This is a genomic window from Jiangella ureilytica (assembly GCF_004348545.1).
Taxonomy (GTDB): domain Bacteria; phylum Actinomycetota; class Actinomycetes; order Jiangellales; family Jiangellaceae; genus Jiangella; species Jiangella ureilytica.
This window is the reverse complement of sequence record NZ_SMKL01000001.1, coordinates 1-24,492: the sequence shown is the minus strand read 5'-3', so window position 1 is coordinate 24,492 and position 24,492 is coordinate 1. Positions and strand designations below refer to the sequence as shown.

26 protein-coding genes are annotated in these 24,492 nt (G+C 73.1%); 7 read left to right on the top strand and 19 right to left on the bottom strand.

Going from position 1 to position 24,492, the window contains the following annotated elements:
* Positions 1–142: 142 nt before the first annotated feature.
* The 10 genes from mutM to E1212_RS00085 form a co-directional block, all read right to left on the bottom strand.
* Positions 143–1,003, bottom strand: a complete 861-nt coding sequence (gene mutM, locus E1212_RS00130) for a bifunctional DNA-formamidopyrimidine glycosylase/DNA-(apurinic or apyrimidinic site) lyase (protein WP_131977297.1) — start codon at positions 1,001–1,003, stop codon at positions 143–145.
* Positions 987–1,733, bottom strand: a complete 747-nt coding sequence (gene rnc, locus E1212_RS00125; protein WP_131977294.1) for a ribonuclease III — start codon at positions 1,731–1,733, stop codon at positions 987–989. The genes mutM and rnc overlap by 17 nt, the downstream gene beginning before the upstream one ends.
* A 21-nt stretch (positions 1,734–1,754) precedes the next feature.
* Positions 1,755–1,958: a 50S ribosomal protein L32 gene (gene rpmF / locus E1212_RS00120; RefSeq protein ID WP_131977291.1), complete on the bottom strand. Its 204-nt coding sequence runs from the start codon at positions 1,956–1,958 to the stop codon at positions 1,755–1,757.
* A 60-nt stretch (positions 1,959–2,018) separates the two neighbouring features.
* Positions 2,019–2,642, bottom strand: coding sequence for a YceD family protein (locus E1212_RS00115; protein WP_131977288.1), 624 nt, complete (start codon positions 2,640–2,642; stop codon positions 2,019–2,021).
* A gap of 54 nt (positions 2,643–2,696) precedes the next feature.
* On the bottom strand, positions 2,697–3,353 hold the full coding sequence (locus tag E1212_RS00110) for an ATP synthase subunit B family protein (RefSeq protein WP_131977285.1): 657 nt from the start codon (positions 3,351–3,353) through the stop codon (positions 2,697–2,699).
* Between the two features lie 30 nt (positions 3,354–3,383).
* Positions 3,384–3,863 (bottom strand): pantetheine-phosphate adenylyltransferase, encoded by a 480-nt coding sequence (gene coaD, locus E1212_RS00105; RefSeq protein ID WP_131977736.1) that lies wholly within the window; start codon positions 3,861–3,863, stop codon positions 3,384–3,386.
* Between the two features lie 21 nt (positions 3,864–3,884).
* Complete coding sequence (rsmD, locus tag E1212_RS00100) at positions 3,885–4,445, bottom strand: 16S rRNA (guanine(966)-N(2))-methyltransferase RsmD (protein WP_131977282.1); 561 nt, start codon at positions 4,443–4,445, stop codon at positions 3,885–3,887.
* A gap of 40 nt (positions 4,446–4,485) precedes the next feature.
* Positions 4,486–5,457, bottom strand: a complete 972-nt coding sequence (locus E1212_RS00095) for a magnesium and cobalt transport protein CorA (RefSeq protein WP_131977279.1) — start codon at positions 5,455–5,457, stop codon at positions 4,486–4,488.
* A gap of 69 nt (positions 5,458–5,526) precedes the next feature.
* Positions 5,527–7,695 carry an ATP-dependent DNA helicase RecG gene (gene recG / locus E1212_RS00090; protein WP_131977276.1) on the bottom strand — a complete coding sequence of 723 codons (2,169 nt, stop codon included), beginning with the start codon at positions 7,693–7,695 and terminating at the stop codon, positions 5,527–5,529.
* The gene (locus E1212_RS00085; protein ID WP_131977273.1) at positions 7,695–9,335 is read right to left on the bottom strand and encodes a DAK2 domain-containing protein; all 1,641 of its coding nucleotides are present in this window, start codon (positions 9,333–9,335) and stop codon (positions 7,695–7,697) included. Before E1212_RS00085 ends, recG begins: the two co-directional genes overlap by 1 nt.
* A gap of 130 nt (positions 9,336–9,465) precedes the next feature.
* Here E1212_RS00085 and rpmB point away from each other — a divergent pair, with 130 nt between their 5' ends.
* Positions 9,466–9,654, top strand: coding sequence for a 50S ribosomal protein L28 (rpmB, locus tag E1212_RS00080; protein WP_131977270.1), 189 nt, complete (start codon positions 9,466–9,468; stop codon positions 9,652–9,654).
* 458 nt (positions 9,655–10,112) lie between these two features.
* Here the strand turns inward: rpmB and E1212_RS00075 are convergent, their stop codons facing one another.
* A complete protein-coding gene (locus E1212_RS00075) occupies positions 10,113–11,060 on the bottom strand; it encodes a thiamine-phosphate kinase (RefSeq protein WP_131977267.1) in 948 nt (315 codons plus the stop codon).
* A 92-nt stretch (positions 11,061–11,152) separates the two neighbouring features.
* Between E1212_RS00075 and E1212_RS00070 the strand changes: the two genes are divergently transcribed.
* Genes E1212_RS00070 through E1212_RS00060 form a run of 3 tightly spaced genes read left to right on the top strand, consistent with a single transcriptional unit; the run spans position 11,153 to position 12,375 of the window.
* Positions 11,153–11,389 (top strand): Lrp/AsnC family transcriptional regulator, encoded by a 237-nt coding sequence (locus E1212_RS00070; protein WP_131977264.1) that lies wholly within the window; start codon positions 11,153–11,155, stop codon positions 11,387–11,389.
* Positions 11,368–11,838 (top strand): DUF3515 domain-containing protein, encoded by a 471-nt coding sequence (locus E1212_RS00065; protein WP_131977262.1) that lies wholly within the window; start codon positions 11,368–11,370, stop codon positions 11,836–11,838. Before E1212_RS00070 ends, E1212_RS00065 begins: the two co-directional genes overlap by 22 nt.
* Positions 11,839–11,856: 18 nt before the next feature.
* Positions 11,857–12,375 carry a GNAT family N-acetyltransferase gene (locus E1212_RS00060; RefSeq protein ID WP_131977259.1) on the top strand — a complete coding sequence of 173 codons (519 nt, stop codon included), beginning with the start codon at positions 11,857–11,859 and terminating at the stop codon, positions 12,373–12,375.
* Between the two features lie 17 nt (positions 12,376–12,392).
* Here the strand turns inward: E1212_RS00060 and E1212_RS00055 are convergent, their stop codons facing one another.
* The 3 genes from E1212_RS00055 to E1212_RS00045 are packed head-to-tail and all read right to left on the bottom strand — an operon-like array spanning position 12,393 to position 15,336.
* Entirely contained in the window at positions 12,393–13,511 is a 1,119-nt protein-coding gene (locus E1212_RS00055; RefSeq protein ID WP_131977256.1) for a D-alanine--D-alanine ligase family protein, read from the bottom strand.
* A gap of 20 nt (positions 13,512–13,531) precedes the next feature.
* Positions 13,532–14,539, bottom strand: coding sequence for an NAD(P)H-dependent glycerol-3-phosphate dehydrogenase (locus E1212_RS00050; RefSeq protein ID WP_131977253.1), 1,008 nt, complete (start codon positions 14,537–14,539; stop codon positions 13,532–13,534).
* Entirely contained in the window at positions 14,536–15,336 is an 801-nt protein-coding gene (locus tag E1212_RS00045; RefSeq protein WP_203416084.1) for a lysophospholipid acyltransferase family protein, read from the bottom strand. Before E1212_RS00045 ends, E1212_RS00050 begins: the two co-directional genes overlap by 4 nt.
* Positions 15,337–15,450: 114 nt before the next feature.
* Between E1212_RS00045 and cofC the strand changes: the two genes are divergently transcribed.
* Complete coding sequence (gene cofC / locus E1212_RS00040) at positions 15,451–16,095, top strand: 2-phospho-L-lactate guanylyltransferase (protein ID WP_131977250.1); 645 nt, start codon at positions 15,451–15,453, stop codon at positions 16,093–16,095.
* Between the two features lie 136 nt (positions 16,096–16,231).
* On the opposite strand, the gene E1212_RS00035 is transcribed toward cofC, so the two are convergent.
* The 3 genes from E1212_RS00035 to leuC all read right to left on the bottom strand — a co-directional run bounded on the left by E1212_RS00035 (position 16,232) and on the right by leuC (position 19,519).
* Positions 16,232–17,362: an HU family DNA-binding protein gene (locus tag E1212_RS00035; RefSeq protein WP_131977247.1), complete on the bottom strand. Its 1,131-nt coding sequence runs from the start codon at positions 17,360–17,362 to the stop codon at positions 16,232–16,234.
* A 129-nt stretch (positions 17,363–17,491) separates the two neighbouring features.
* Positions 17,492–18,082, bottom strand: coding sequence for a 3-isopropylmalate dehydratase small subunit (leuD, locus tag E1212_RS00030; protein ID WP_131977244.1), 591 nt, complete (start codon positions 18,080–18,082; stop codon positions 17,492–17,494).
* Between the two features lie 27 nt (positions 18,083–18,109).
* Entirely contained in the window at positions 18,110–19,519 is a 1,410-nt protein-coding gene (gene leuC, locus E1212_RS00025; protein ID WP_131977241.1) for a 3-isopropylmalate dehydratase large subunit, read from the bottom strand.
* Between the two features lie 81 nt (positions 19,520–19,600).
* Here leuC and E1212_RS00020 point away from each other — a divergent pair, with 81 nt between their 5' ends.
* A complete protein-coding gene (locus tag E1212_RS00020) occupies positions 19,601–20,323 on the top strand; it encodes an IclR family transcriptional regulator (protein ID WP_131977238.1) in 723 nt (240 codons plus the stop codon).
* 234 nt (positions 20,324–20,557) lie between these two features.
* On the opposite strand, the gene E1212_RS00015 is transcribed toward E1212_RS00020, so the two are convergent.
* Together E1212_RS00015 and E1212_RS00010 are read right to left on the bottom strand one after the other, a co-directional pair.
* Complete coding sequence (locus E1212_RS00015; protein ID WP_131977235.1) at positions 20,558–21,727, bottom strand: Cmx/CmrA family chloramphenicol efflux MFS transporter; 1,170 nt, start codon at positions 21,725–21,727, stop codon at positions 20,558–20,560.
* A 213-nt stretch (positions 21,728–21,940) separates the two neighbouring features.
* Positions 21,941–23,047 (bottom strand): hypothetical protein, encoded by a 1,107-nt coding sequence (locus tag E1212_RS00010; protein ID WP_131977232.1) that lies wholly within the window; start codon positions 23,045–23,047, stop codon positions 21,941–21,943.
* Positions 23,048–23,175: 128 nt separating this feature from the next.
* On the opposite strand from E1212_RS00010, the gene E1212_RS00005 reads away from it, so the two are divergent.
* Positions 23,176–24,492, top strand: a 1,317-nt coding sequence (locus tag E1212_RS00005; RefSeq protein WP_131977229.1) for a sensor histidine kinase, incomplete at its 3' end; no start/stop codon positions are given.

The window sequence follows — 24,492 nt, the reverse complement described above, 5'->3', positions numbered from 1 at the left end:
GGCCATAGAGAAATGATCAAACATTCATCATCGAGGCTGCGGCGGGCGCAGGTCTGACCGAGACGCACAGGCCGCAGCACTTACCAGCATCGCACTGTGCATGCCTCTTGGTCAACACGTTCTCGGGTATCGGTCATCACGCTCACCAGCGCGCATGCCGCGGACGGGGCTGGCAGCGGGGGCACGTGTACGACGATCTGTTCATGAACGGGTCACGCCGGATCGGGGTGCCGCAGCGCCCGCACGGCCGGCCCTCCTGCCCGTAGGCGTCCAGCGACCGGTCGAAGTAGCCGCTCTCGCCGTTGACGTTGACGTAGAGGCTGTCGAACGAGGTGCCGCCCTGCTGCAGCGCGGCGGCCATGACCTCGCGGACCGCCTGGAGCAGCCGCGTGGCGTCGGGCCGGCGCAGCGTCTCCGTGGCCCGGGCGTAGTGCAGGCGAGCCCGCCACAGCGCCTCGTCGGCGTAGATGTTGCCGACTCCGGAGATCAGCGACTGATCCAGCAGCGCTCTCTTGATCCCGGTACGACGGCGGGCCAGCGCCAGCCGGAACGCGTCGTCGTCGAACGCCGGATCGAGCGGGTCGGGCGCGATGTGCGCGATGGGGACCGGGACGCCGTCGGGACCCAGGCCGGCGACCGCCAGCCCGCCGAAGGTCCGCTGGTCGACGAAGCGCAGCTCGGGGTCGCCGTCGGCGAAGACGAACCGGACCCGCAGGTGGGTCTCGTCGGGAGCGACGGCCGGCTGGACCAGCAGCTGGCCGCTCATGCCGAGGTGCCCCACGACCGCGCGGACGCCGTCGTCGAGGGGCAGCCAGAGGTACTTGCCGCGCCGCCGGGCCTCGGTGAAGGAGGCCTTGGCCAGGGAGCCGGCGAAGTCGGCGGCGCCGGCGAGGTGACGGCGGACGGCGCGGTCGTGTGCGACCTCGACGTGGTCGATGACGCGGCCGACGACATGCGCGGACAGCCCACGCCGGACGACCTCGACCTCAGGGAGTTCGGGCACCGGGACCGTCGGCCGGGGCGATGCTCTTGGCCGCCTCGGCCGCCTCGCTGAGCGCCTTCCAGGCCAGCTCGGCGGCGCGGGCCTCGGCCTCCTTCTTGCTGCGGCCGGTGCCGGTGCCGCGTACCTCGCCGCTGACCACGACGTCGGCGGTGAACGTCTTGGCGTGGTCGGGGCCGTCCTCGGTGATGCGGTACTCGGGGACCCCGAGCGCATGCCGCGACGTCAGCTCCTGCAGCGACGTCTTCCAGTCCAGCCCGGCGCCGAGCAGCGCGGACGCCTCGATGAGGTCGTCGACCAGGCGGTGCACCAGCGCGGAGGTCTCGACCAGGCCGCGGTCGAGGTAGACGGCGCCGATCAGCGCCTCGACGGTGTCGGCGAGGATGGAGGACTTGTCGCGCCCGCCGGTGGTCTCCTCGCCGCGGCCCAACCGGACGAACCCGCCCAGCTCGAGCTCGCGGGCGACACCGGCGAGCGCCCGCATGTTCACGACGGCGGCGCGCAGCTTGGCCAGCTGGCCCTCGGAGAGGTCAGGGTGCCGCCGGTACAGCGCGTCGGTGACGACCAGGCCCAGGACGGCGTCGCCCAGGAACTCGAGCCGCTCGTTGGTCGGTAGCCCGCCGTTCTCGTACGCGTACGAGCGGTGGGTCAGCGCCAGCTGCAGCAGCTCAGGGTCGATGGGCACGCCGAGACGCCCCTCCAGCACGGAGAGGGATGGGGTCTCAGCCGTCATAGGGAGCTCCTACGCGAGCTCTCAGACGTCGCCGACCTGGCGACCGTTGTACTCCAGGAACAGCGGCGTGCCCTGGGAGTCCTCGACCACGGTGGCGCGGTGCGCGACGACCCACTGGGTGCGACCGTTGACGGTGCGCTTCTGGATCTGCGGCATCTTCGCCTTCCACTGCGCGCGACGGTGGCGGGTGTTGCTGCGCGACATCTTCCGCTTCGGGACGGCCACGGCTGTTCTTCCTTTCCCTCGAGAGACTCACCAGAGCTGGACCTCGCGGTCGGCGCCTGGCTAACTCTCCTCAGTCGGGCCGGCCCTCAGCGAGCCGGTCTCGTTCGTGTCATCGGTGACCAGCCCGGCCAGGGCCGCCCACCGTGGATCGGTGTTCTCGTGCGCGTGATCCGGGTCGTCGGCCAGCCGGGCGCCGCAGTCCGGGCACAGGCCCGGGCAGTCCTCCTGGCAGACCGGCGACTGCGGCAGTGCGAGCACCACCGCGTCCCGGACCGGTTGTCCGAGGTCGATGAGGTCGTCCTCGACCCGCATCTCCTCGTCGTCGGTCTCGGTGTCGGGATCGTCGGCCCGTTCCGGGTAGACGTACAGTTCCTGGACCTCGGCGACGACTTCGCCGTCGACGGGCTCCAGGCAGCGCACGCACTCTCCGGAGTACGGAGCCCGGACGGTGCCGGACACCAACACGCCCTCCATGACCGACTCGAGCCGGAGGTCCAGCTCGAGGTCGGCCCCTTCGGGCACCCCGACCACTTCGCCCAGTCCGAGATCGGCAGGCGCCGGAACCGTGAGAGAGACCCGCTGGGTCGAACCCGGCCGTCGTCCGAGCTCGTGTGTCGCGAGGACGAACGGGGCGCGCGGATCGAGCGTGCTCAGCGTAGTCAACTCTCGTGCTGGTATGGGCATGCAGATCTCGGCCTCGACATGAGGCCGACGACCGATGGTACTAGACCCAGGGCCTCAGCCCAAACCAGACTTCAGCTGGTGTGTCTCGGCGTCACGCGCCTCGTGCTGATCGCCGGGACGCGGGTCGCCGGACGTGTCGTCGGGGGCGAACCGCTCGACCCGCGGGTCGGACCCCGGCGCGAACTCGTCGGCCCCGTTCTGTGCGTTGTCGAGCTCGGGCACGACGACGGGGTGGCCGTTGCGCCGCTGCGACAGCTCTTCGTACGCCGTGGGGTGGCGCAGCTGCTCGCGGCCGTCGCGGACGGTCTCGACGATGCGCGCCGCCGAGATCTCGAGCCGCGCCAGCTTCGCGTCGACGTAGTCGTCGGCGTCGCTGCGGATGTTCTCGGCCTGCTCCCGGGCCTGACGGAGGATCTCCTCGGCCTCGATGCGTGCGGCCTGCGTCACCGTGTGGTCGGCGACCAGCCGGGCCTGCTCGGCCTGGGCGCCGGCCAGGACCCGCTCGGCGTTGCCGCGCGCCTCGATGAGCAGCGCCTCGCGCTGCCCCAGGACCGCCTCGGCGGCCTGCAGGTTCGCCGGCAGACCTTCGCGGACCTCGTCGAGCAGAATGAGCAGCTGCTGTTTGTTCACCATTGCGGTGGACGACATAGGCATCGTCCGCGCCGAGTCGACGAGTGCGACGATCTCGGCGATCTTGTCATGAACTTCCATGACCATCCCCCCATGAGTGCCGGAGTGGGATCACCGGCGTCCCAATCTCTCATGAAGTCGCTGCAGCACCACATCGGGTACCAGTCCAGCGACGTCACCGCCATGGGACGCCACCTCTTTGACCAATGAGGACGAAAGGAACGAGTAATCCGGATTGGTCGCGACGAACAACGTCTCCAAGCCCGTCATGCGGTGGTTCATCTGTGCCATCTGTAGTTCATAGTCGAAATCCGAGACCGCCCGCAGGCCTTTCACGACAGCGGAAATGCCGCGCTGACGGGCGAAATCGACCAAGAGGCCCTCGAAGCTCACGATGCGGACCTCGGGCAGATGGGCACAGGTCTTCTCGAGCATGTCGATGCGCTCGTCGACGGAGAAGAGGCCCTTCTTGGAGACGTTGACCAGCACCGCCACGACGACCTCGTCGAACAGGCTCGTAGCCCGCTCGATGACGTCCAGGTGCCCGTTCGTCACCGGGTCGAACGAGCCGGGGCAGAGACAGCGGCGCAACACGTCCTCCTGCTTGTCACATCACCGGGCGCGACCGTACCAGAGCATGGTCTCCCCGTACCGGCGTTCGCGCGAGCCGGTGATGCCGTCGGGCCAGGTCACCGGGGCGCTGCGGCGGTCACGCTCGACCACCACGACCGCCTCGGGCGCGAGCCAGCCCTTGGTCAAGGACACGAGTACCCCAGACAGGTCGGCGTCAACCATCGCGTACGGCGGATCGGCCAGGACGAGGTCGTACGGGGCGTCCGGCGGCTCCGTCAGCGCCCGCTCGACCGTCGAGGCGACCACGACGGCGCCCGGCAGCCCCACGGCCTTGACGTTCGCCCTGATCACGGCCGCGGCACGGCCGTCGGACTCGACCAGCAGACAGTGCGCCGCGCCGCGCGACAGCGCCTCGAGGCCGAGCGCGCCGGTGCCGGCGTAGAGGTCCAGGACCCGTACCCCGCCGAGCGCGCCGCCGTACATCGACTCCAGCGCCGAGAACAGCGCCTCCCGGACGCGGTCCGACGTCGGCCGGGTACGGTCGCCGGGCGGGACGGACAGCCGCCGTCCGCGCGCCGCGCCGGCCACTATGCGGGTCATCGGCGGACCGGACCAGTCACCGCTCCGGGTGGTACGGACCTCAGAGCCAGCCGCTGCTGCGCAGCTTCCGATAGAGCAACAGACACGCCCCTATCATGACGGCCAGGACGAGCGGGTAGCCGAAGGACCAGTGCAGTTCGGGCATGTGGTCGAAGTTCATGCCGTAGACGCCGGCGATCATCATGGGGACCGCGACGATCGCGGCCCACGCCGAGATCTTGCGCAGGTCGATGTTCTGCTGCATGGTCACCAGCGACAGGTTGGCCGCGAGCGCGCCCGTCAGCAGGTCGTTCTGCGCCTCCGCCATGCGGTCGACGCGCAGCAGATGGTCGAGGATGTCGCGGAAGTACTCGCTGAGCCCGGCGCACAGCGCGACCCGGCCCTGGGTGAGGTCCTCCATGACGGGGACCAGCGGGTCGACGGAGATGCGGAACTGCAGCACCTGCCGCTTCAGCGAGTAGATCAGCTCGGTGGCGTCGGCGGCGCCCGGCTCGAACACGCGCCGCTCCGTCTCGATGACGTCGGCCTCGACCTGCCGGGCCAGCCGCGTGTAGCTGTCGGCCACCAGGTCGCAGACGGCGTACAGCACGCCGGGCGGACCGGCGTCGAGCAGCCACTTCTCCGACTCGACCCGCTCGCGGACGATGTCCAGCGGGTTGATCGCCCCGTGGCGGACGGTGATGACGAAGTCGTCGCCGATGAACAGCATGATCTCGCCGACGACGAGCAGGGCGTCGTCCTCGTGGTGCTCGAGCGTCTTGAGCACGGCGAAGAGGGTGTCGCCGTAGAGCTCCAGCTTGGGCCGCTGGTGCGCGTTGAGGGCGTCCTCGACCGCGAGCGGGTGCAGCTTCAGCTCGTCGACGATGACGTCGAACTCCTCGTGGGTGGGCTCGAACAGGCCGACCCACAGGAAGGCGTTGCCGCGCTCCTTGGCCCGTTCGAACGCCTCGCTGATGTCGCCCTCGATCTCCTGGCGCTCGCCGTCGAGATAGATGGCCTTGTCCACGATCACAGGGACGATTCCAGCACGGGTCGGCCGCGGCCGCCGCCAAGAGGCCGCTGGACGTCGCTCGGCGGGTCGTCAGGCCTTGTCGAGGTAGTCCGCCTCCTGCTCGGCCAGGACCGCCTCGACGGCGTCGAGCAGCGCCGGGTGGCGGGCCAGGTCCGGGTCGCCCTCGACGACGGCGGAGGCGTCCTCGCGGGCCTGCTCGATGATCTCGACGTGGCGCATCACCTTGAGCAGCTTGAGGCTGGACCGCCGGCCGGACTGCGACGCGCCGAGCACGTCGCCTTCGCGCCGCTGCTCGAGGTCGACCTGCGAGAGCTCGAACCCGTCGCGGGTGCCGGCGACGGCGTCGAGCCGCTCGCGCGCCGGAGTGTCCGGCGGCGCCTCGGTGACCAGCAGGCAGACGCCCGGGATCGAGCCGCGGCCGATGCGTCCGCGCAGCTGGTGCAGCTGCGAGACGCCGAACCGGTCGGCGTCCATGATGACCATCATCGACGCCGTCGCGACGTCGATGCCGACCTCGATGACGGTGGTCGCGACCAGCACCGGCGTGGTCCCGGCCGCGAACGCCGCCATGGCCGCGTCCTTCGCGTCAGCCGGCATCCGGCCGTGCAGCACCTCGAGGCCGACGCCCTGCAGCGGGCCGGTGCGCAGGTGCTCGGCCAGCTCGAGGACGGCGACGGGGCGCCGCTTCTCGTCCTCGGCCGCGGCCGGCTCGTCGCCGTCGTCGCCGATGCGCGGGCAGACGACGTAGACGCGATGACCCTTCTCGACCTCCTCGCGGACCCGCTGCCAGGCGCGGTCGAGGAAGTGCGGCTTCTCGCCGACGGGCACGACGTGCGTGGCGACGTCGGCGCGGCCGCGGGGGACGTCGGAGAGCGTGGAGATCTCGAGGTCGCCGAAGACCGTCATCGCGACCGTCCGCGGGATCGGCGTCGCCGTCATGACCAGCACGTGCGGGCGGGTGCCGTCGCGGCTCTTCGCGGCCAGCGCGGCCCGCTGCTCGACGCCGAACCGGTGCTGCTCGTCGACCACGACCAGGCCGAGGTCGAAGAACTGCACGTTCTCCTCGAGCAGCGCGTGCGTGCCGACGACGATGCCGGCGTCGCCGACCCCGATGTCGAGCAGCGTCTCCTTGCGCGCGGCCGTGCCCATGGAGCCGGTGAGGAGCGCGACCCGCGTGCCGATGTCGGAGCCGCCGAGCATGCCGCGCTGCGCCAGCGGGCCGAGCAAGGCGGTCAGCGACCGGTAGTGCTGCTGGGCCAGCACCTCGGTGGGCGCCAGCAGGGCGGCCTGTCCCCCGGCGTCGACGACGGCGAGCATCGCCCGCAGCGCGACCACGGTCTTGCCGGCGCCGACCTCGCCCTGCAGCAGCCGGTGCATGGGGTGCTCGGTGTCGAGCTCCGCGGCGATCTGCTCGCCCAGGCGGCGCTGGCCCTCGGTCAGCTCGAACGGCAGCCGCTCGTCCAGCACGTCGACCAGCCCGCCCGGCGTGGCGCGCCGCCGCGTGGCCGCCAGAGCCGCCGTCGACACCCGCCGCCGCGCCAGCTCCGTCTGCAGGACGAACGCCTCCTCGTAGCGCAGCCGGTGCTGCGCCGCCCAGGCCTTCTCGATGGCCTTGGGCCGGTGCACCGCGTGCAGCGCCTCGGCCAGGCCGGGGAGGTGCCTGGCGCGCAGCACCTCGGCCGGAATCGGGTCGTCCGGGTCGCCGAGCTGCTGGAGCACGACGTCGACCGACTTCGCGATCAGCCAGGACGGCACCTTCGCGCTCGCCGGGTAGACCGGGATGATCTCGTCGGCGTACTTCTCCGCCGCCTCGCGGATGTCGCCGGCGTCGTCGGGGAACATCTCGTACTCGGGGTGCGCGAGCTGGCGCTGATGGCGGAACGTGCCGACCTTGCCGGCGAACAGGCCGGTGCGCCCGGGCCGCAGATCGCGCTCACGCCAGGCCTGGTTGAAGAAGGTCAGCGTCAGCTCGCCGGCGCCGTCGGTGACGACCGCCTCGAGGATCGAGCCGCGGCGGTTCTTCATGCTCCGCTTCGAGACGCTCTTCACCATGGCGACGACGGTGACCAGCTCGTCCTCGCGCAGCGAGCTCAGCTCCGTCAGCTCGCCGCGCTGGATGTACCGGCGCGGGTAGTGGCGCATGAGGTCGCCGACGGTGTGCAGGTCCAGCGTGCTCGCCAGCGCCTTGGCGGTCTTGTCACCGACCACGGCGGCCAGCTTCGTGTCGAATCCGACCATCACTCGACTCCGAGCAGTAAGGGGTAGCGGGGCTGTCCGCCCCGGTAGACGACGGTGTCGGCCTCGGGGTGCCCGCGGCGGACCGCGCGCGCGACGCCGTCGGCGAGGCCGGGATCGGCGCCGTCGCCGGTGACGACGGTGACCAGCTCACCACCTGCCGCGAGCATACGGGCGACCACCTCGCTGGCGACGTCGAGCAGGTCCGCGCCGATGACCGCGAAGTCGCCGTCGACCACGCCGAGCACGTCGCCCGGCTGGCACACCCCGGCCATGGTGACCGCCTGCCGCGCGGCGATGGTGACGGCGCCGTGCCTGGTCTGCCCGGCGGCGGCCGTCATCGCGACGACGTCGGCGTCGAACGCCCGGTTCGGCTCGTGGACGGCGAGCGCGGCGAGCCCCTGCACCTGGGCGACGGTGGGGATGACGGCCGCCCTCCTGCCGTGGGTCCGGAGCTCGGCGGCGGCGGCCTCGGCGACCGGGACCGCGTCGCGCTCGTTCGGCAGGATGACCACATCGCCGGTGCGGCGGGCGTCGCCGCGGTCGACGGCGGCCAGCATCTCGCCGGTGGACGGCCGGTGCCCGGTGGCCGTGGCGACGACGACGGCGCCCGCCTCGGCGAACAGCTCGGCCAGCCCGTCGCCCGCCGCGAACGCGACGACGACGCGCTGGTGGGCTTCTTCCGGGGGGCGGTGCTGGACGGGGAGGTAGGTGACGCTGATGCGGTGCGGCCGGCCGGCGCCGATGCCCGCCTCGATGGCCGCGCCGGCGTCGTCGGTGTGCACGTGGACGTTCCACTGCTCCCCCGCGCCGCTGACCACGAGTGAGTCCCCCAGCGTCGCGAGGTTCTGCTTGAGGGCGTCGACGGCCTGCTGCGGGGCGTCGAGCAGGTACATGACCTCGTAGGCGGGGCCTCCGGCGGCGCGCTCGGGCACGGGGATGGCCGGAGCGGGGACGGTGTGGGTGCCGACGGTGCGCGGCCTCGGCAGCGCCCGCCGTCCCGTCAGGACCGTGTCGAACGCGTCGAGCAGCACCGTCAGCCCGCGCCCGCCCGCGTCGACGACGCCGGCACGGGCCAGGACGTCGAGCTGTGCGGGCGTGCGGTCGAGCGCCTCGTGCGCGGCGGCCGCGGCGGCGAGGGCGACGGCGGGGAGGCTGGAGCCGGGTTGGGTGGCGCGGTGCCGGGCGGCGTCGGCGGCGGCCCTTGCCACGGTGAGGATCGTGCCCTCGACGGGGTCCGCCACGGCACGGTGCGCCTCCTCGGCCGCCCGGGTGAGTCCGTGGGCGAGGGCGCTGCCGTCGGCGAGCGTGACTCCGGGCCGGCTCAGCACGTCGGCCACCCCGCGCAGCATCTGCGCGACGATGATGCCGGAGTTCCCGCGCGCGCCCAGGAGGGCGCCCCGCGCCATCGCCTCGGCGGTCGCGGCCAGCGTCGGCTCGCCGGCCTGCTCGCCGGCCTGCTGGGCGGTCTCGCGGGCGGCCTGTTCCGCGGCCTCGAAGGTGAGATAGAGATTGGTCCCGGTGTCGCCGTCGGGCACCGGATACACGTTCAGGGCATCGATCTCCTCCCGCGCCGCCGCGAGCGCGTCCAGGCCGGCGCGGCACCAGCGCAGGACGATCTCGGCGTCGGGGACCGGTGGCACCACGAGAGACTATCCCGCGCCGGTTTGTTATGTGGCGTGCCCGCCCGGTACCCTGATGCGGTTGTTCGAACCGGGTTTCCGGTGCGAGCACCACATGTCGTCTTCCCAATCCGTCTCAGTAGGAGTCTCCGTGGCTGCCACCTGCGATGTCTGCGGCAAGGGCCCGGGCTTCGGCAATTCGATCTCGCACTCGCACCGCCGGACCCCGCGTCGCTGGAACCCGAACATCCAGACCGTGCGAACGGTCGTCGGGGGCACCCCGAAGCGGCTGAACGTCTGCACCTCGTGCCTCAAGGCCGGCAAGGTCACACGCCGCTGACCTTCGGCTTCGCCTGAACGATCATGAGACGTCCCCGGTTGGGGGACGTCTCATTGTCGTTCCCCGGGGTTCTCCGGAATGATCACGTTCACCACCCTGTTCCCTGCTGAACGAGGCCTGTGGGCCTGGTGAAGCGGGAGATCTCCTCGTGAAGCACGCCGGCAACCGCTGACCGACGTCTGCGATGGGCCATCACGACGATCACCCGAGCCACACGAGGCCTACAGGCCTCGTTCAGCAGGGAATCCCCCAGTGAACGTGATCATTCCGAGGCGGCGAGCGGCGGACGCGGACCACCACAGCGGGACCGGTGGCCGACACCACGCACGAAGCCGTCAGAGGGCGGCGCAACCCGAGACACAGCGGGGCTGCGGCCGGGGCCATTCCGGGGAGTAGGCCCTGGCGCTGTTGCAGGTTCTCGGGAATCGAGGCAGCAAGGCCCACCCAACTGGGCACCCTCATCCGGCGAAGTGGTCGTGCCCCGCCGCACCGTCATAGGCCGACCCGTCGACGGTCACGCCCGAGCCGGCGGACACCGACCCGATCACCGTCCACCGCTCCGGCACCTCGACATCCACCGGAAAACACGCCACCAGCGCGTTGTCGTCGCCACCCGTCAGCACCCAGGCCAGCGGGTCGGCCCCCAGCGCCGACGCGACCTCCCGCAGTTGCGGCGCGACCACCAACGAAGCGGCGTCCACATCGACCGACACCCCGCTCGCCGACGCCACGTGCCCGAGATCGCCGAGCAGACCGTCCGACACGTCGCACATCGCCGTCGCCCCGAGCTCAGCGGCCTCGCGGCCCGCCCCGTACGGGACCGCGGGCCGGCGGTGCGCCTCGACCACGGCGCGAGGGGTGCGGAAGCCGCGGCTCAGCACCTGGTAGCCGGCCTCCGCCCACCCCAGCCGCCCGCACACCGCGACCACGTCGCCCGGCCGCGCGCCGGACCGCGTCACCGGCGGCACGCCGTCGAGTGAGCCCAGCGCCGTCACCGACACCACCACCAGCGGCGAGCGGACCACGTCACCGCCCACCACGGACGCCCCGACCAGCGACGCCTCTTCACCCAGCCCGGCCATCAACCCGACCGCCCAGTCCACCGGCAGGTCGGCCGGAACCCCCAGCCCCACCACCAACGACGTGGGGCGGGCGCCCATGGCCTCGATGTCGGAGAGGTTCTGGGCGGCCGCCTTGTGACCCACGTCGGCGGCGTCGGACCAGTCGCGGCGGAAGTGCCGGTTCTCGACCAGCAGGTCGGTGGTGACGACGACGCGGCCGTCGGGGGCGGCGACCACGGCGGAGTCGTCGCCGGGACCGAGCAGGACGTCCGGGCCCTGCGGCAGCCGCGCCGTGACGGCTCCGATGAGGCCGAACTCTCCCAGCTCGCCGACGCTGTCGGGCATTCTCTGCGCTCCCTCTTCTCCCGCACGTTTCCTCGACCAGGTAGGTTTGCCGTTTCGCACACCGTTCACACAGCGCGTGGGAGGGCCAACCCGTGGTCGTACAGGCTTACATCCTCATCCAGACCGAGGTGGGCAAGGCCGCCGAGGTGGCCCGCAAGATCGCCGAGATCGACGGTGTCACTCTCGCCGAGGACGTCACCGGCCCGTACGACGTCATCGTGCGCGCCGAGGCCGGCAACGTCGACGACCTGGGGAAGCTCGTGGTCGCGAAGGTGCAGGCGGTCGACGGCATCACTCGCACCCTCACGTGCCCCGTCGTCCACATCTGACCCTCGCCGCCATCCTGCTGGTCACGGGGCCGACGGCGCTGGCCGGCTGCGGGTACGGCGCCGTCGAGGTGACGCCGCACGAGCCCGAGCCCGGCAGCGCCGACGTGTGCGCCGCCCTGCACGACGCGCTGCCGAACACCGTCGACGACGCCGTCGAGCGCGACGTCGACCCGCCCTCGGAGTACGTGGCCGCGTGGGGGCAGCCGGCCGTCGTGCTGCGCTGTGGCGTCGCGATGCCGGCCTCGTACCGCCCGGACGCCCAGCTGTTCGAGATCGACGGCGTCGGCTGGCTGCCCGACGAGGGCGACGGCGGCATGTTCTTCACCGCCGTGGACCGCGAGATCCTGGTCGAGGTCGCCGTCCCCGACGACTACGCCCCTGAGGCGAACGTGCTGGGCGACCTCGCGTCCGCCATCCTCGGCACCGTCCCCGAACGCGAGCTGCGTTAACGTCGAACGGTGCCGACGATGCAGCCGACCACTCTCCGCACCGACCGCCTGACCCTTCGCCCCATCGAGTCGCGCGACGCCGACGCGTTCGCCGCCATGAACGCCGACCCGGCCGTCATGGAGCACTTCACCAGCGGCCCCATGACCCGCGACGCCTCCGACCGGATGCTCGCCACCATGCGCGAGCACCATCTGCGCGACGGCTTCGGCCTGGCCGCCGTCGAGCGCACGGCCGACGGCGTGTTCCTCGGCTTCACCGGCATCCACCGCCATCGCTGGTACCCCGACGACGTCGAGATCGGCTGGCGGCTCGCCCCGCACGCCTGGGGCCGGGGCTACGCGACGGAGGCGGCGACGGCGTGGATGGAGCACGCGTTCGCCACGGTGGGCCTGCCCCGGCTCATCTCCATCACGGTCCCCGAGAACCTCAAGTCGATCGCCGTCATGCGCCGGCTCGGTTTCGAACTCCGGGAGCAGGCGACGCACGACGACCTCGACGTCGTCGTCTACGCCCGGCAGGCGCCGGGCGCGAGCTGACGCCGTCGGCGACCCCGTCAGCGCAACCCCGTCGGCCGCCGCAGCGCGGTGTCGACGAGGCGGTCGACCAGCGACGGGTAGTCGATGCCGGTCTTGGCCCACAGCTGCGGGAACATCGATGTGGGCGTGAAGCCCGGCATCGTGTTCAGCTCGTTGACCAGCAGCGACCCATCCTCGCGGAGGAAGAAGTCGACCCGGGCGAGGCTCTCGCAGGACAGCGCCTGGAACGCGTCGATGGACATCCGGCGCACCCGCTCGGCGACGTCGGCGGGCAGGTCGGCGGGGATGTCGAGGCCGACGTCGTCGCCGGGCAGGTACTTGGCCTGGAAGTCGTACATCTCGTGCGCGGAGCCGAGCCGGATCTCGCCGACGACGCTGGCCTCGGGCTCGCCGCCGGCCGGGCCCTCGAGCACGCCGCACTCGACCTCGCGGCCGACGACCGCCTCTTCGATCAGCACCTTCGGGTCGTGCTCGCGGGCGGACAGCACGGCGGCCTCCAGCTCGGACGCGTCGTGCACCTTGCTGACGCCCATGCTCGACCCGGCGCGGGCCGGCTTGACGAACACCGGGTACCCGAAGGCCTGCTCGACCTCGGCGACGACGCGGTCGCGCTGCGGCTCCCACGCCGACGCGCGCACCAGCACGTGCCGGGTGACGGGCAGCCCGGCGCCGGCCAGCAGCAGCTTCATGACGTGCTTGTCCATGCCGACGGCCGAGGCCAGCACGCCGGAGCCGACGTAGCGGACGTCGGCCAGCTCGAGCAGCCCCTGGATGGTGCCGTCCTCGCCGTACGGGCCGTGCAGGAGCGGGAACACGACGTCGACCTCGCCGAGGGCGCGCGGCACCTGGCCCGGCGACTGGACCGCCAGCTCACCCCGGCCGGGCAGGACGACGGTGCCGCCGGAGTCGTCGACGTGCGGCATGCGGCCGCCGCTCCCGATGGCCAGCGTCTGCGGATCGCCGCCGGTCAGCACCCAGCGGCCGGACGTGGTGATGCCGATGGGCAGCACCTCGTAGCGGCGCGGGTCGAGCGCGGCGAGCACCCCCCCTGCCGTGACACACGAGATCTCGTGCTCGGAACTGCGGCCCCCGTAGACGACGGCGACCCTGATGCGGCGGTCCTGCGAGGCGTTCATCGCGCCGACCATACCCGTCCTCAGTGCCCGTGACGCTCGGGCTTGGCGGATCGGGACAGCAGCGACCCCACCATCTCGGCCGGCGTGAGCGCACCGCGCACGACGTCGGTGACGTGCTCGACGATCGGCATGTCGACGCCGTGGCGGCCGGCGAGGTCGAGGATGGACTCGCACGACTTGACGCCTTCGGCGACCTGCCGCGTGCCGGCGACGATCTCGGCGACCGTCATGCCCCGGCCCAGCTTCTCGCCGAAGGTGCGGTTCCGCGACAGCGGCGACATGCAGGTGGCGACGAGGTCGCCGAGCCCGGCCAGCCCCGAGAACGTGTACGCGTCGGCGCCCAGGGCCGCGCCGAGCCGCGCGGTCTCGGCCAGCCCGCGGGTGATGACGCTGGCCCGCGCGTTGTCGCCGAACCCGAGCCCCGCGGCGATGCCGACGGCCAGCGCGATGACGTTCTTGACGGCGCCGCCGAGCTCCGCGCCGACGAGGTCGTGGTTGGTGTACGGACGGAAGTGCGGGGAGTGACAGGCCCGCTGGATCTGCTGCGCCAGCTCCTCGGACTCGGCGGCGACGACGCTGGCGGCCGGCTGGCGCTGGGCGATCTCGCCGGCCAGGTTCGGCCCGGACACGGCGGCGATGCGCTTCGGGCCTGCGCCGGTGACGTCGTCGATGACCTGGCTCATCCGCTTCGCCGTGCCGAGCTCGACCCCCTTCATCAGACTGACCAGGGCCGACGACGGCGGCAGCACCGGCGCCCACTCGGCCAGGTTGGCGCGCAGCGACTGCGACGGCACGGCCAGCACGACGAGGTCGGCGTGGTCGGCGGCCTCGGCGGGGTCGTGGGTGGCCCGGATGAGCGGCGGCAGCGCGACGCCGGGCAGGTAGTCGGGGTTGACGTGGGCGTCGTTGATGGCCTCGCACAGCTCCGGCCGGCGGCCCCACATCGTCACGTCGGCGCCCGCGTCGGCGAGGACCAGGGCGAACGCCGTGCCCCACGAGCCGGCGCCGAAGACCGCGGCGCGGGTCACGGCTGCTCCTCCGGCTGCTGCTCCGGCTGCTGCCCGGTGGGCTGCTGCTTGGGGTCGCCGACCGGCGGCAGCCCGACGGCCTTGGGGTCGAACCGCTCGACCGGCGCAATCTCGCCGCGGATCTCGGCCAGCTGGGCGGTGATGGCGGCCATGATGCGGTCGGTCGCGACCCGCAGCGCGACGCCGTCGACCGGCTTGTCGCGCAGGTCGTCGAGGTCGACCGGCGGCCCCGCCGTCACGTACATGGTCTTGCGCGGCAGCAGCCGGATGCGCTTGGAGTACGGGGGCAGCACGTGGTTGGCGCCCCACTGCGCGACGGGGATGACGTCGCAGCCGGTCTCGAGCGCGACCCGGGCGGCCCCGGTCTTGCCGACCATGGGCCAGAGCCCGGGGTCGCGCGAGATGGTGCCCTCGGGGTAGATGGCGACCAGCTCACCGGACCGGACGGCGGCGACGGCGGCCCGGTACGCCTGCGACGCGTCGCGCGACTCGCGGTAGACCGGGATCTGCCCGGCGGCCGTGATGAGCCGGCCGAAGACCGGGACCCGGAACACCCCGGACTTCGCGAGATAGCGGGTGGCGCGGCCGTTGTCCCACAGGAAGTGCGCGAACGAGAGCGGGTCGAAGTGCGAGATGTGGTTGCCCGCGACGACCACCCCGGTGCCGGGTGGCGGAATGTGCTCGCCCCCGCGCCAGTTCTGACGGGTGAACGCCATGAGCAAGGGACGGAGCAGGCCCGCGATGAACCTGAACGCGAACCCCGCCTCCGCCCGCGCATCTGGACCCGGTCCTGCCACGTACCTCTCCCTCCGCCCACGTGAATGCCCGCAGACAGTGTCGCTCCCCCGAGGCGCGCGCGTCGAACCGGCCACCGGCGCGCCGCGTCGCCCGATGCGCCAGACTGGATCCCGATGAGCACACCGCAGCGCTGGACGGTCGTCGTCCCCGTCAAGCGACCCGAGCACGCCAAGACCCGGCTCGCCGACGCCGTCGGCGAGTCCCGCCCGAGGTTCGCCCGCGCGTTCGCCGCCGACACCGTGCGGGCCGCCCTCGACTGCCCGTCCGTCGCGCGGGTCCTCGTGGTGACCGACGACGACGAGATCGCCGCCGAGGCCCGCGCGCTGGGCGCCGAGGTCGTGGCCGACACCCCGGACGCCGGCCTCAACGCGGCACTGCGGCACGGCGCCGAGGCGGCCCGGGCGTCGGATGCCGACGTGGCGGTCGCGACGCTCTCGGCCGACCTCGCGGCGCTGCGCCCGGACGAGCTCTCGCGAGTGCTGGACGCGGCCGCGGAGCACCCGCTGTCGTTCGTCGCCGACGCCGCCGGCATCGGGACCACCATCTACGCCGCCGGGCCGGGCGCGGTGTTCGAGCCGGCGTTCGGCGGCCGCTCGCGGGCGGCGCACCGGCTGGCCGGCGCCGTGGAGCTCGAGCTCGACGACATCCCGACCGTCCGCCGCGACGTCGACACCGCCGTCGACCTCTGGGACGCCCGCCGCCTCGGCGTCGGCCCGCGCACGGCCGCGCTCCTCGAGGAGCTCGACGTCGCCCTCTGACGCGGCCCTGCCGGAGTAGCCCTGCCTGCCGGCCGGCATGTCAGGCAACTCGGGCTGGTAGGGCAAGCGAAGAGCCGGGCGGCGCGCCCGGTGGCGGCCGCCCGGCTCCCCGGGTCGCTCCTGGTGCCGTCTCGCGTCAGCTCTGCGTCGAGGGCGGGGTGGTGGTGCCCGGCGCCGACGTGGCCGGCTCGACCGGCGTGGCGGCGGCGCGCTTGGCCGGCGTGGCGGTCGTCTTCTTGGCCGCCGTCGCGTTGGTGGTGGCGGCCGGAGCGGCCGACTTCTTGGCGGCTGACTTCTTGGCCGCCGGAGTCGTGGACGCCGCGGTCTTCTTGGCCGCAGCGGCCGACGGCGTCGCCTTCTTCGCCGCCGTGGCCGTCTTGCGAGCGGCCGTGCCGGCCGTCTTCTTCGCCGCCGTCCCCGTCGACGACGCCGTAGCGTTGGTCGCCGTCGGCGCGGACGAGGTCGCCTTCTTCGCCGCCGCCGGCGCGGACGACGCGGTCTTCTTCGCCGCCGCCGGCGCGGACGACGCGGTCTTCTTCGCCGCCGCCGGCGCGGACGACGCGGTCTTCTTCGCTGCCGCCGGCGCGGACGCCGCAGTCTTCTTCGCCGCCGTCGCGGCGGTCTTGCGGGCCGGGCTCGCGGCCGTCTTGGCGGCGCTCGTGGTCTTCCGCGCGGCCGGAGCGGCCGTCTTCTTCGCCGCGCTCGTCGTGGACGACGCCGCCTTCTTCGCCGCGCTGGTTGTCGACGACGTCTTGCGCGCGGGGCCGGCGGCCTTCCTCGGCGCGCGTGGCCGGCTGGCGGGCACCTTGCGCGCCGTCGACGCGGCCTTCTCGGCCGGCGCCGTCGATGCGGCGTCGTCCTTGTCGGAGTCGCCGCGGACGGCGTCGGCCGCCTTCTTGGCCGCCGCCGACACCGAGCGGGTCGCCGACTCCGCGACCGCCGCGGCCTGCGCCGGGACGAGAGACAGCGACTCCATGACGCGCGAACGCGCCTTCTTCACGCCGGCGACGACGTCGTTGAGCTCGTCGGCCGGGCTGAACGTCGGGACGGTGCGCTTCTTGGCCGTCTTCTTCCTGCCCTTGCCCTTGTCGGTCTTGTCCTCGGCCTTGTCGCGGTCGAAGACACCGAGGCCCTTGACCACGACCTTCTCGCCCGCGGCCAGCGAGCGCTGGATGCCCTCGACGACGGAGTCGAGAGCGTGCTGCGCCACCTCGCGGTTGCCGTCGAACCCGTCGGCGATACGGTCGATCAGTTTCTTCTTCCCCACCGTTGCTCCTCAGCCGTCTCGCCCGGCGGGCGAGTTCTCGCACCCACCATAGACGGCGGACGGCGAGGAGGACGGGAAGTGGAGCCCGGGACAACGCCGGATGAACGACGCAGGTCCGGGCGAACTCGATCAGACCAACGTGCGCGGCTTGTGCGACGGGCGGGCCGTCTCGAAGTCGTCGATGGCGTCGGTGTGGCGCAGCGTCAGGCCGATGTCGTCGAGCCCCTCCATGAGCCGCCACCGCGTGTAGTCGTCGACCTGCATGGGCGCGACGATCTCGCCGCACGTGACGACGCGCTGGTCGAGGTCGACCGTCACCTCGGTGCCGGGGGCGTTCTCGAGCGCCTTCCAGATGAGCTCGATGTCGTCCTGGCTGAGTTGCCCGGTGAGCAGACCCTGCTTGCCCGAGTTGCCCCGGAAGATGTCGGCGAACCGCGACGACAGCACGGCCTTGAAGCCGTAGTCCTTCAGTGCCCAGACGGCGTGCTCGCGCGACGAGCCGGTGCCGAAGTCGGGCCCGGCCACGAGCACCGAGCCGGAGGCGAACGCCGGGTTGTTGAGAACGAACGTCTCGTCGCCGCGCCAGGCCGCGAACAGCCCGTCCTCGAAGCCGGTGCGAGTGACCCGCTTGAGGTACACCGCCGGGATGATCTGGTCGGTGTCGACGTTGCTGCGCCGCAGCGGGACGCCCACGCCACTGTGCCGGATGAACTTCTCCATGACCTACGTCTCTCCTTGAAGCGGCGCTCAGCCGACGGGCTCGAGGTCGGCGGGCGAGGACAGCGTGCCGCGCACGCCGGTGGCGGCGGCGACGAGCGGGCTGACCAGATGGGTGCGGCCGCCCTTGCCCTGGCGGCCCTCGAAGTTGCGGTTCGACGTGGACGCGCTGCGCTCGCCCGGCGCCAGCTGGTCGGGGTTCATGCCCAGACACATCGAACAGCCCGCGTGCCGCCACTCGGCGCCGAACTCGGTGAAGACCTTGTCCAGCCCCTCCTGCTCGGCCTGCAGCCGGACCTTGGCCGAGCCAGGAACGACGAGGACGCGGACGGTGTCGGCCTTCTTGCGCCCCTTGACGACGGCGGCGGCCGCCCGCAGGTCCTCGATGCGGCCGTTGGTGCACGACCCGATGAAGACGGTGTCGACGGCGATGTCGCGCAGCGGCGTACCGGCCTCGAGCGCCATGTACTCCAGGGCCCGGCGCGCGGCGGCCTTGTCGGACTCGTCGGCGAAGCTCTCGGGGTCGGGCACCGACGCGGACAGCGGCAGACCCTGGCCCGGGTTGGTGCCCCACGTGACGAACGGCTCGAGCGCGTCGGCGTCGATGCTCACCTCGACGTCGAACTCGGCGTCGTCGTCGGTGTAGAGCGTGCGCCAGTACTCCAGCGCGGCGTCCCACTCCTTGCCCTTGGGCGCGTGCGGCCGGCCATCGATGTAGGCGAAGGTGGTCTCGTCGGGCGCGATCATGCCGGCCCGGGCGCCCGCCTCGATGGACATGTTGCAGATCGTCATCCGCGCTTCCATGGACAGCGCGCGGATGGCCTCGCCGCGATACTCGAGGACGTAGCCCTGACCACCGCCGGTGCCGATCTTGGCGATGACCGCGAGGATGATGTCCTTCGCGGTCACGCCCGGCGACAGCGTTCCCTCGACATTGATCGCCATCGTCTTGAACGGCCGCAGCGGCAGCGTCTGGGTGGCGAGCACGTGCTCGACCTCAGAGGTGCCGATGCCGAACGCCAGCGCGCCGAACGCCCCGTGCGTCGACGTGTGCGAGTCGCCACACACCACCGTCAGGCCCGGCTGCGTCAGCCCCAGCTGCGGGCCGACGACGTGCACGATGCCCTGCTCGACGTCGCCCAGCGAGTGGATGCGCACGCCGAACTCCGCACAGTTGCGCCGCAGCGTCTCGATCTGCGTGCGGCTCGTGAGGTCGGCGATGGGCTTGTCGATGTCGAGCGTGGGGGTGTTGTGGTCCTCGGTGGCCAGCGTCAGATCCGGGCGGCGCACCGGGCGGCCGGCCAGTCGCAGGCCGTCGAAGGCTTGCGGACTGGTCACTTCGTGGACAAGATGAAGATCGATGTAGAGGAGGTCCGGCTCACCCTCGGCTCGACGCACGACATGCGCGTCCCACACCTTCTCCGCCAGGGTCTGGCCCATCACCTGCTCCGTTCGTCGTCGCGCCATCTGTGTGGATACACACACTTGCGATCTCGTATGTTGAGATGGCAATATCGAGTCATGGACAACTCTAGCGGAGTCGGCGTTCTAGACAAGGCGGCATTGGTCCTGTCCGCCCTCGAGGCAGGACCGGCCACCCTCGCCAACCTCGTGGCGTCGACGGGCCTGGCCCGTCCGACGGCCCACCGGCTCGCCGTCGCGCTGGAGCACCACCGGCTCGTCTCTCGCGACCTGCACGGTCGTTTCGTCCTGGGTCCGCGGCTCGGAGAGCTGGCCACGGCCGCCGGCGAGGACCGGCTGCTGGCGGCCGCCGGCCCCGTCCTGGCCCGGCTCCGCGAGGCCACCCAAGAGAGCACGCAGCTCTTCCGCCGCCAGGGTGACCAGCGCATCTGCGTCGCCGCCGCCGAGCGGCCCAGCGGCCTGCGCGACACCATCCCCGTCGGCGCCACCGTCACGATGCTCGCCGGCTCCGCCGCGCAGGTCCTGCTGGCCTGGGAGGAGCCCGAGCGCATGCACCGCGGCCTGCAGGGCGCCCGGTTCACCGCGACCATGCTGGCCGCCGTCCGGCGTCGCGGCTGGGCCCAGAGCGTCGGCGAGCGCGAGCCCGGCGTCGCATCGGTGTCAGCGCCCATCCGGTCCTCCAGCGGCCGCGTCGTCGCCGCCGTCTCGGTCTCCGGACCCATCGAACGCCTCACCCGCCAGCCCGGCCGGGTGCACGCGCCCGCCGTCCTCGCGGCCGCGGAGCACCTCACCGGCGTCCTGCGCAGCGCCGAGGACGGCTGACCCGCCTCCCGCCTCGCCGCCTCGCCCGCCTCGCCGTCTCGCCCTCTCCCCGTTGATCTTGGAGAAACGGCGGAGTTTCCGCCCGATTCGCCCCATTGATTCCGCACTTACTCCAAGATCAACGCCTAGGTGCGGCCGGGTGCGGCTGGGTGCGGCTGGGTGCGGCTGGGTGTGGCTGGGTGTGGCTGGGCGCGGCCAGCCAGGTCACCAGCACCGTCGCGCTCGGGCCGGCCGTCACCGCCGTCGTGCACCTCTACGCGGGGAGAGGGTGGCGAGCCCGGCGACGACGGCGGCAGCGGCGACCAGGGCGGCGCTCACCCAGAGCGGCGAGCGGTACCCGGCTCCGGTGCTGAGCGCCGCTCCGGCCAGCAAGGGGCCGGCGGCGGCGCCGACGTTCATCGCTGCGGTCGCGTACGCGCCGGCCAGCCGCGGTGCCCCGGTCGCCGCCGCGATCGACCGGGCGATCAGCGCCGACCCGGCCGCGAAAGAGAGCGTCCCCTGCACGCCGGCCCCGAGGACGACGACGGCGGGCACGTGCGCCAGCAGGGCGAGCAGCACCCAGCCGGCCAGGAGCGCCGTCGACACCAGGGTGAGGGGACGGCGCAGGCCGGGCCGGTCGGCGAGCCGGCCGCCGATCGTCACACCGGCGAACGCACCCAGGCCGAACAGCGCCAGCACCGGCGGCACCCAGCCCTCCCCCAGGTCCGCGGCGTCGGTGACCACCGGCGCGAGGTATGTGAACGCGCCGAACGTCGCGGCGTTGACCAGCGCGCCCAGCAGCAGGATCAGCCGCAGCCGGGGCCGGCGCAGGACCGCCAGCTCGGCGCGAGCAGCCGCCGCCGTCAGGCCCCCGTCGGTGGGACGGCGCGGGACCGAGCGGCGGATCGCCAGCAGCGCCGGCACGCACAGCAGCGCGACCGCCCAGAACGGCGCGCGCCAGCCCCAGTGCTGGCCGAGGAGCGCACCGCCCGGCACACCGGCGACGCAGGCGACGGTCACGCCACTGAGCAGCACGGACGTCGCCCGGCCGGTGTTTCGCGGCCCGGCCAGGGCGGCGGCCGCCGTCAGGGCGACGGCGAGGAAGCCGGCGTTCGCCAGTGCCGCGGCCACGCGGGTGGCGACGAGCACCGCGTAGCTCCCGGTCGTGGCGGCCACGACGTGGGCGAGCAGGAACGCCGTCAGGAACGCCAGCAGCGCGGTACGCGGCGACCAGCGACGGCTCAGCAGCGCCATGGCCAGGGCGCCGACGACCATCCCGACGGCGTAGGCCGAGGTCAGCGACCCGGCGGCCGGGACCGAGACGGACAACCCGGCGGCGATCTCCGGCACCAGGCCGGCGAGCATGAACTCGGACGTGCCCTGGGCGAACACGGCCAGGGCGAGCAGATGGACGACAGCAGGCATGAGGAGACTCCACGAGACCCGAAGGAACGGCGACGGCGAGGCCGGCCGGACCGGGTGGAGTCAGCGCGCGCCGCGAGTCAGTGCGGGCAGCGTCGAGCGAGCCACCGGACGGCCGGTGGCTCGGATCTGGACGCCTCGGGACTGCGCATCGGGCCGAGCGTATGGTGCCGCCCGGCCCGTGCGCGACGGCTTTTCGCCGCCACCGCCCGCGGGTCAGTCGCGCTCGCAGACGCGGCAGGCGGGGCGGGTGCGCAGGTGGTAGCCGAGGGTCGCGACCCCGAGCAGCACGGCCCACGGCGCCAGCACCATCAGTGGGTTGGCGGCCCAGTCGGCCGGGTCGGACCAGTCCGTCAGCCGCAGGATCACCGACCCGCCCGAAGCGAGTGCCAGTGCCACCATCGTCGCGAAGACCAGCGGGAACGCGCGCGGCACCGGCTTGCCGGCGAGTCCGAGCACCCACCGCGGCCAGATGACGCCCCAGCGCTGCGTGAGCCCGAGCGTCAGGACGCCGCCGGCCGCGGCGAACGTCGCGAGGTAGGCACCGGCCCACACCATCCCGCTGCGGTGCAACTCGTCGAGGAACTCCTGGCTGATGGTGAGCGGGACGCCCAGTGCCCAGGCCCAGCGCACGAGGGCGTAGCCGAACGGCATGAGGAAGGCGGCGTACGCGGCCCGGCGGCCCCAGCGCGCGGCGCTCGCCCGCGACGTCCACCTGTGCGCGTGCCCCGGCCGGCGGCCGCAGTGGACGCACGCGCGCGCCGTCCGCCGCTGGAACGCCAGCGTCGCCGCCGCCCACAGCAGCCCGCCGGCGACGCAGATCCACTGATTGACGTTCGGCCAGGGGTAGACCTTCTCGACGAACTCGGCGTAGCTCACCGGCGGCCAGCCGAACGGGATGCCGACCAGCGCCAGCGGGGTGTAGGCGACCGCGGTCAGGACACGCTGGTCCGGCACGAGCACCACCAACAGGAAGGCGCTCACCCAGCCCCAGCCTGCGAGGGCAACCCGCACGATGCCGCGCGCGGGCGATCGGGCGAGTCCCAGGGCAACCGCCACTCCCGCGAGTCCGAGGCCGGCGATCCACGGTCCGGTGCCGGCCGCCGTCGACCCGCCGAGGATGGACTCCTCGCGGCCGTCGGGCAGGTCACCCGGGCCGAACGGATAGCCGTCAACACCGAGGGCCCAGAGCAGGCCGAGCAGGCCGTAGCCGGCGGACCAGACGGCCGCGGCGTACGGGGTCCAGGCCGGCCAGGCCCGGATCGCCTGGCGGACGGGGCCCGGTGGCCGGGCCGGTGCGGTGGTGCTGATGGTCGTCGTCATGGCTCCAGCGTTCCGAGCCGGCAGGGTGTGGACGAGATGCCGATCGGCCGGTTTCGCGCGGCGGCGGCGGACGCGGATGTGCCGTTCGACACGGGTGCGGCCGCCGCGCCCTCCCTAGACTCGGCGGCATGCCGGACCGGTCGTGGCGCCTCGCCTTCGCGGGAGCCGTCGTCGTGGCGGCCGGCGTCTTGGGCGCGACGCGGCCGTGGGCGGTGCCGCTCGGATGTGCCGCTGTGGTCGCCGTGGTGATCCTGCTGTGGTGGCCGGCGTCGCGCGCCTGGCTGCCGTGCGGCGCGGGCGGCGCCGGCGCGGTCTCGCTGGCCGCGACGGTGGCCCATCTCGCCGGGCCGTGGCCGGGCTCGCCGCCGTGGGGCATGGTCGAGCTCGCGGTGCTGTCGGTGCTGGCCGGCGCGTGTGCGCGATGGGCTCCGGTGCGCGCGGCCGTGCCGGCCGCCGTGCTCGCCGGGCTGGGCGGCGCCACCAGCCTGCTGCGCGCGACCGACGGCGGCGCGCCCGACGAGCTGTCGACGCTGGAGGCGGTGTACGCGGTGGCGTTCTGGGCGCTTGCGCCGATCGCGGCGGCGGGCGCCGGACTCCTGCTGCGGCACCAGCACGACCGCCGGGTGCGCGCCGTCGCCGCCGCCCGCCGGGCACAACGGCTGGAGCTCGCCCGCGACCTGCACGACTACGTCGCCCACGACGTCAGCGAGATGATCGCTCAGGCCCAGGCGGCGGGGACGGTCGCCCCGGCCGGCACCCCGGCGGGCGACGCGCTGCGCCGCATCGAGGCGGCCGGTCTGCGCGCCATGTCGTCGATGGACCGGACGGTGCAGGTGCTCAACAGCTCCGACGGTGATGGTGACGGGGCTGGGGCTGGGGCGGATGCGGTCCGGCCGCTGCCGGGACTCGCGGACCTGCCAGGCTTGGTCGAGCGGTTCGCCGCCTCCGGCCCGGCCCGCGTCCGGCTCGACTGCGACGCCGATCTGGCCGCGTCGGTCCCGCGCGAGATCGGCGGCACGGCGCACCGGGTTGTCGTCGAAGCGCTCACCAACGTCCGCCGGCACGCCCCCGGCGCGGCCGTCGTCGAGGTCCGGGTGCGGCGCCACGGCAGCGACCTCGAGGTCACCGTCACCGACGACGGCGGCAGCGCGGCTCCCGCTCCGGCCCGGATCGCTCCGGCCCGGATCGCTCCGGCCCGGATCGCCGCCCCGGCCGCCGGGCCGGGCTCAACGATGGTGACCGGCACAGCCGGCCCGGCCGACGCACCCGACCGAACCAGCGGGGCAAGCGCGTCCACAGCCGGCATCGCACCAACCAGCGCAACCCCACCCACGAACCCGACCGGCACAGCCGGCCCGGCCGACGCATCCGGCGGAGCCGGTACGGCGAGTGGGCCCGCAGCGGGACTCGGGCGGACGGGCGGGCTCGGGCTGTCGGGCCTGGCC

Excerpts from the sequence above, each read along its gene's own strand:
- E1212_RS00015 (WP_131977235.1), bottom strand. The coding sequence starts at position 21,727 with ATGCCTGCTGTCGTCCATCTGCTCGCCCTGGCCGTGTTCGCCCAGGGC.
- E1212_RS00020 (WP_131977238.1), top strand. The coding sequence starts at position 19,601 with ATGGACAACTCTAGCGGAGTCGGCGTTCTAGACAAGGCGGCATTGGTC.
- rsmD (WP_131977282.1), bottom strand. The coding sequence starts at position 4,445 with ATGACCCGCATAGTGGCCGGCGCGGCGCGCGGACGGCGGCTGTCCGTC.
- leuC (WP_131977241.1), bottom strand. The coding sequence starts at position 19,519 with ATGGGCCAGACCCTGGCGGAGAAGGTGTGGGACGCGCATGTCGTGCGT.
- E1212_RS00010 (WP_131977232.1), bottom strand. The coding sequence starts at position 23,047 with ATGACGACGACCATCAGCACCACCGCACCGGCCCGGCCACCGGGCCCC.
- leuD (WP_131977244.1), bottom strand. The coding sequence starts at position 18,082 with ATGGAGAAGTTCATCCGGCACAGTGGCGTGGGCGTCCCGCTGCGGCGC.
- E1212_RS00115 (WP_131977288.1), bottom strand. The coding sequence starts at position 2,642 with ATGCCCATACCAGCACGAGAGTTGACTACGCTGAGCACGCTCGATCCG.
- E1212_RS00055 (WP_131977256.1), bottom strand. The coding sequence starts at position 13,511 with ATGAACGCCTCGCAGGACCGCCGCATCAGGGTCGCCGTCGTCTACGGG.
- rnc (WP_131977294.1), bottom strand. The coding sequence starts at position 1,733 with ATGACGGCTGAGACCCCATCCCTCTCCGTGCTGGAGGGGCGTCTCGGC.
- recG (WP_131977276.1), bottom strand. The coding sequence starts at position 7,695 with ATGGTCGGATTCGACACGAAGCTGGCCGCCGTGGTCGGTGACAAGACC.
- E1212_RS00110 (WP_131977285.1), bottom strand. The coding sequence starts at position 3,353 with ATGGAAGTTCATGACAAGATCGCCGAGATCGTCGCACTCGTCGACTCG.
- E1212_RS00060 (WP_131977259.1), top strand. The coding sequence starts at position 11,857 with ATGCAGCCGACCACTCTCCGCACCGACCGCCTGACCCTTCGCCCCATC.
- E1212_RS00075 (WP_131977267.1), bottom strand. The coding sequence starts at position 11,060 with ATGCCCGACAGCGTCGGCGAGCTGGGAGAGTTCGGCCTCATCGGAGCC.
- cofC (WP_131977250.1), top strand. The coding sequence starts at position 15,451 with ATGAGCACACCGCAGCGCTGGACGGTCGTCGTCCCCGTCAAGCGACCC.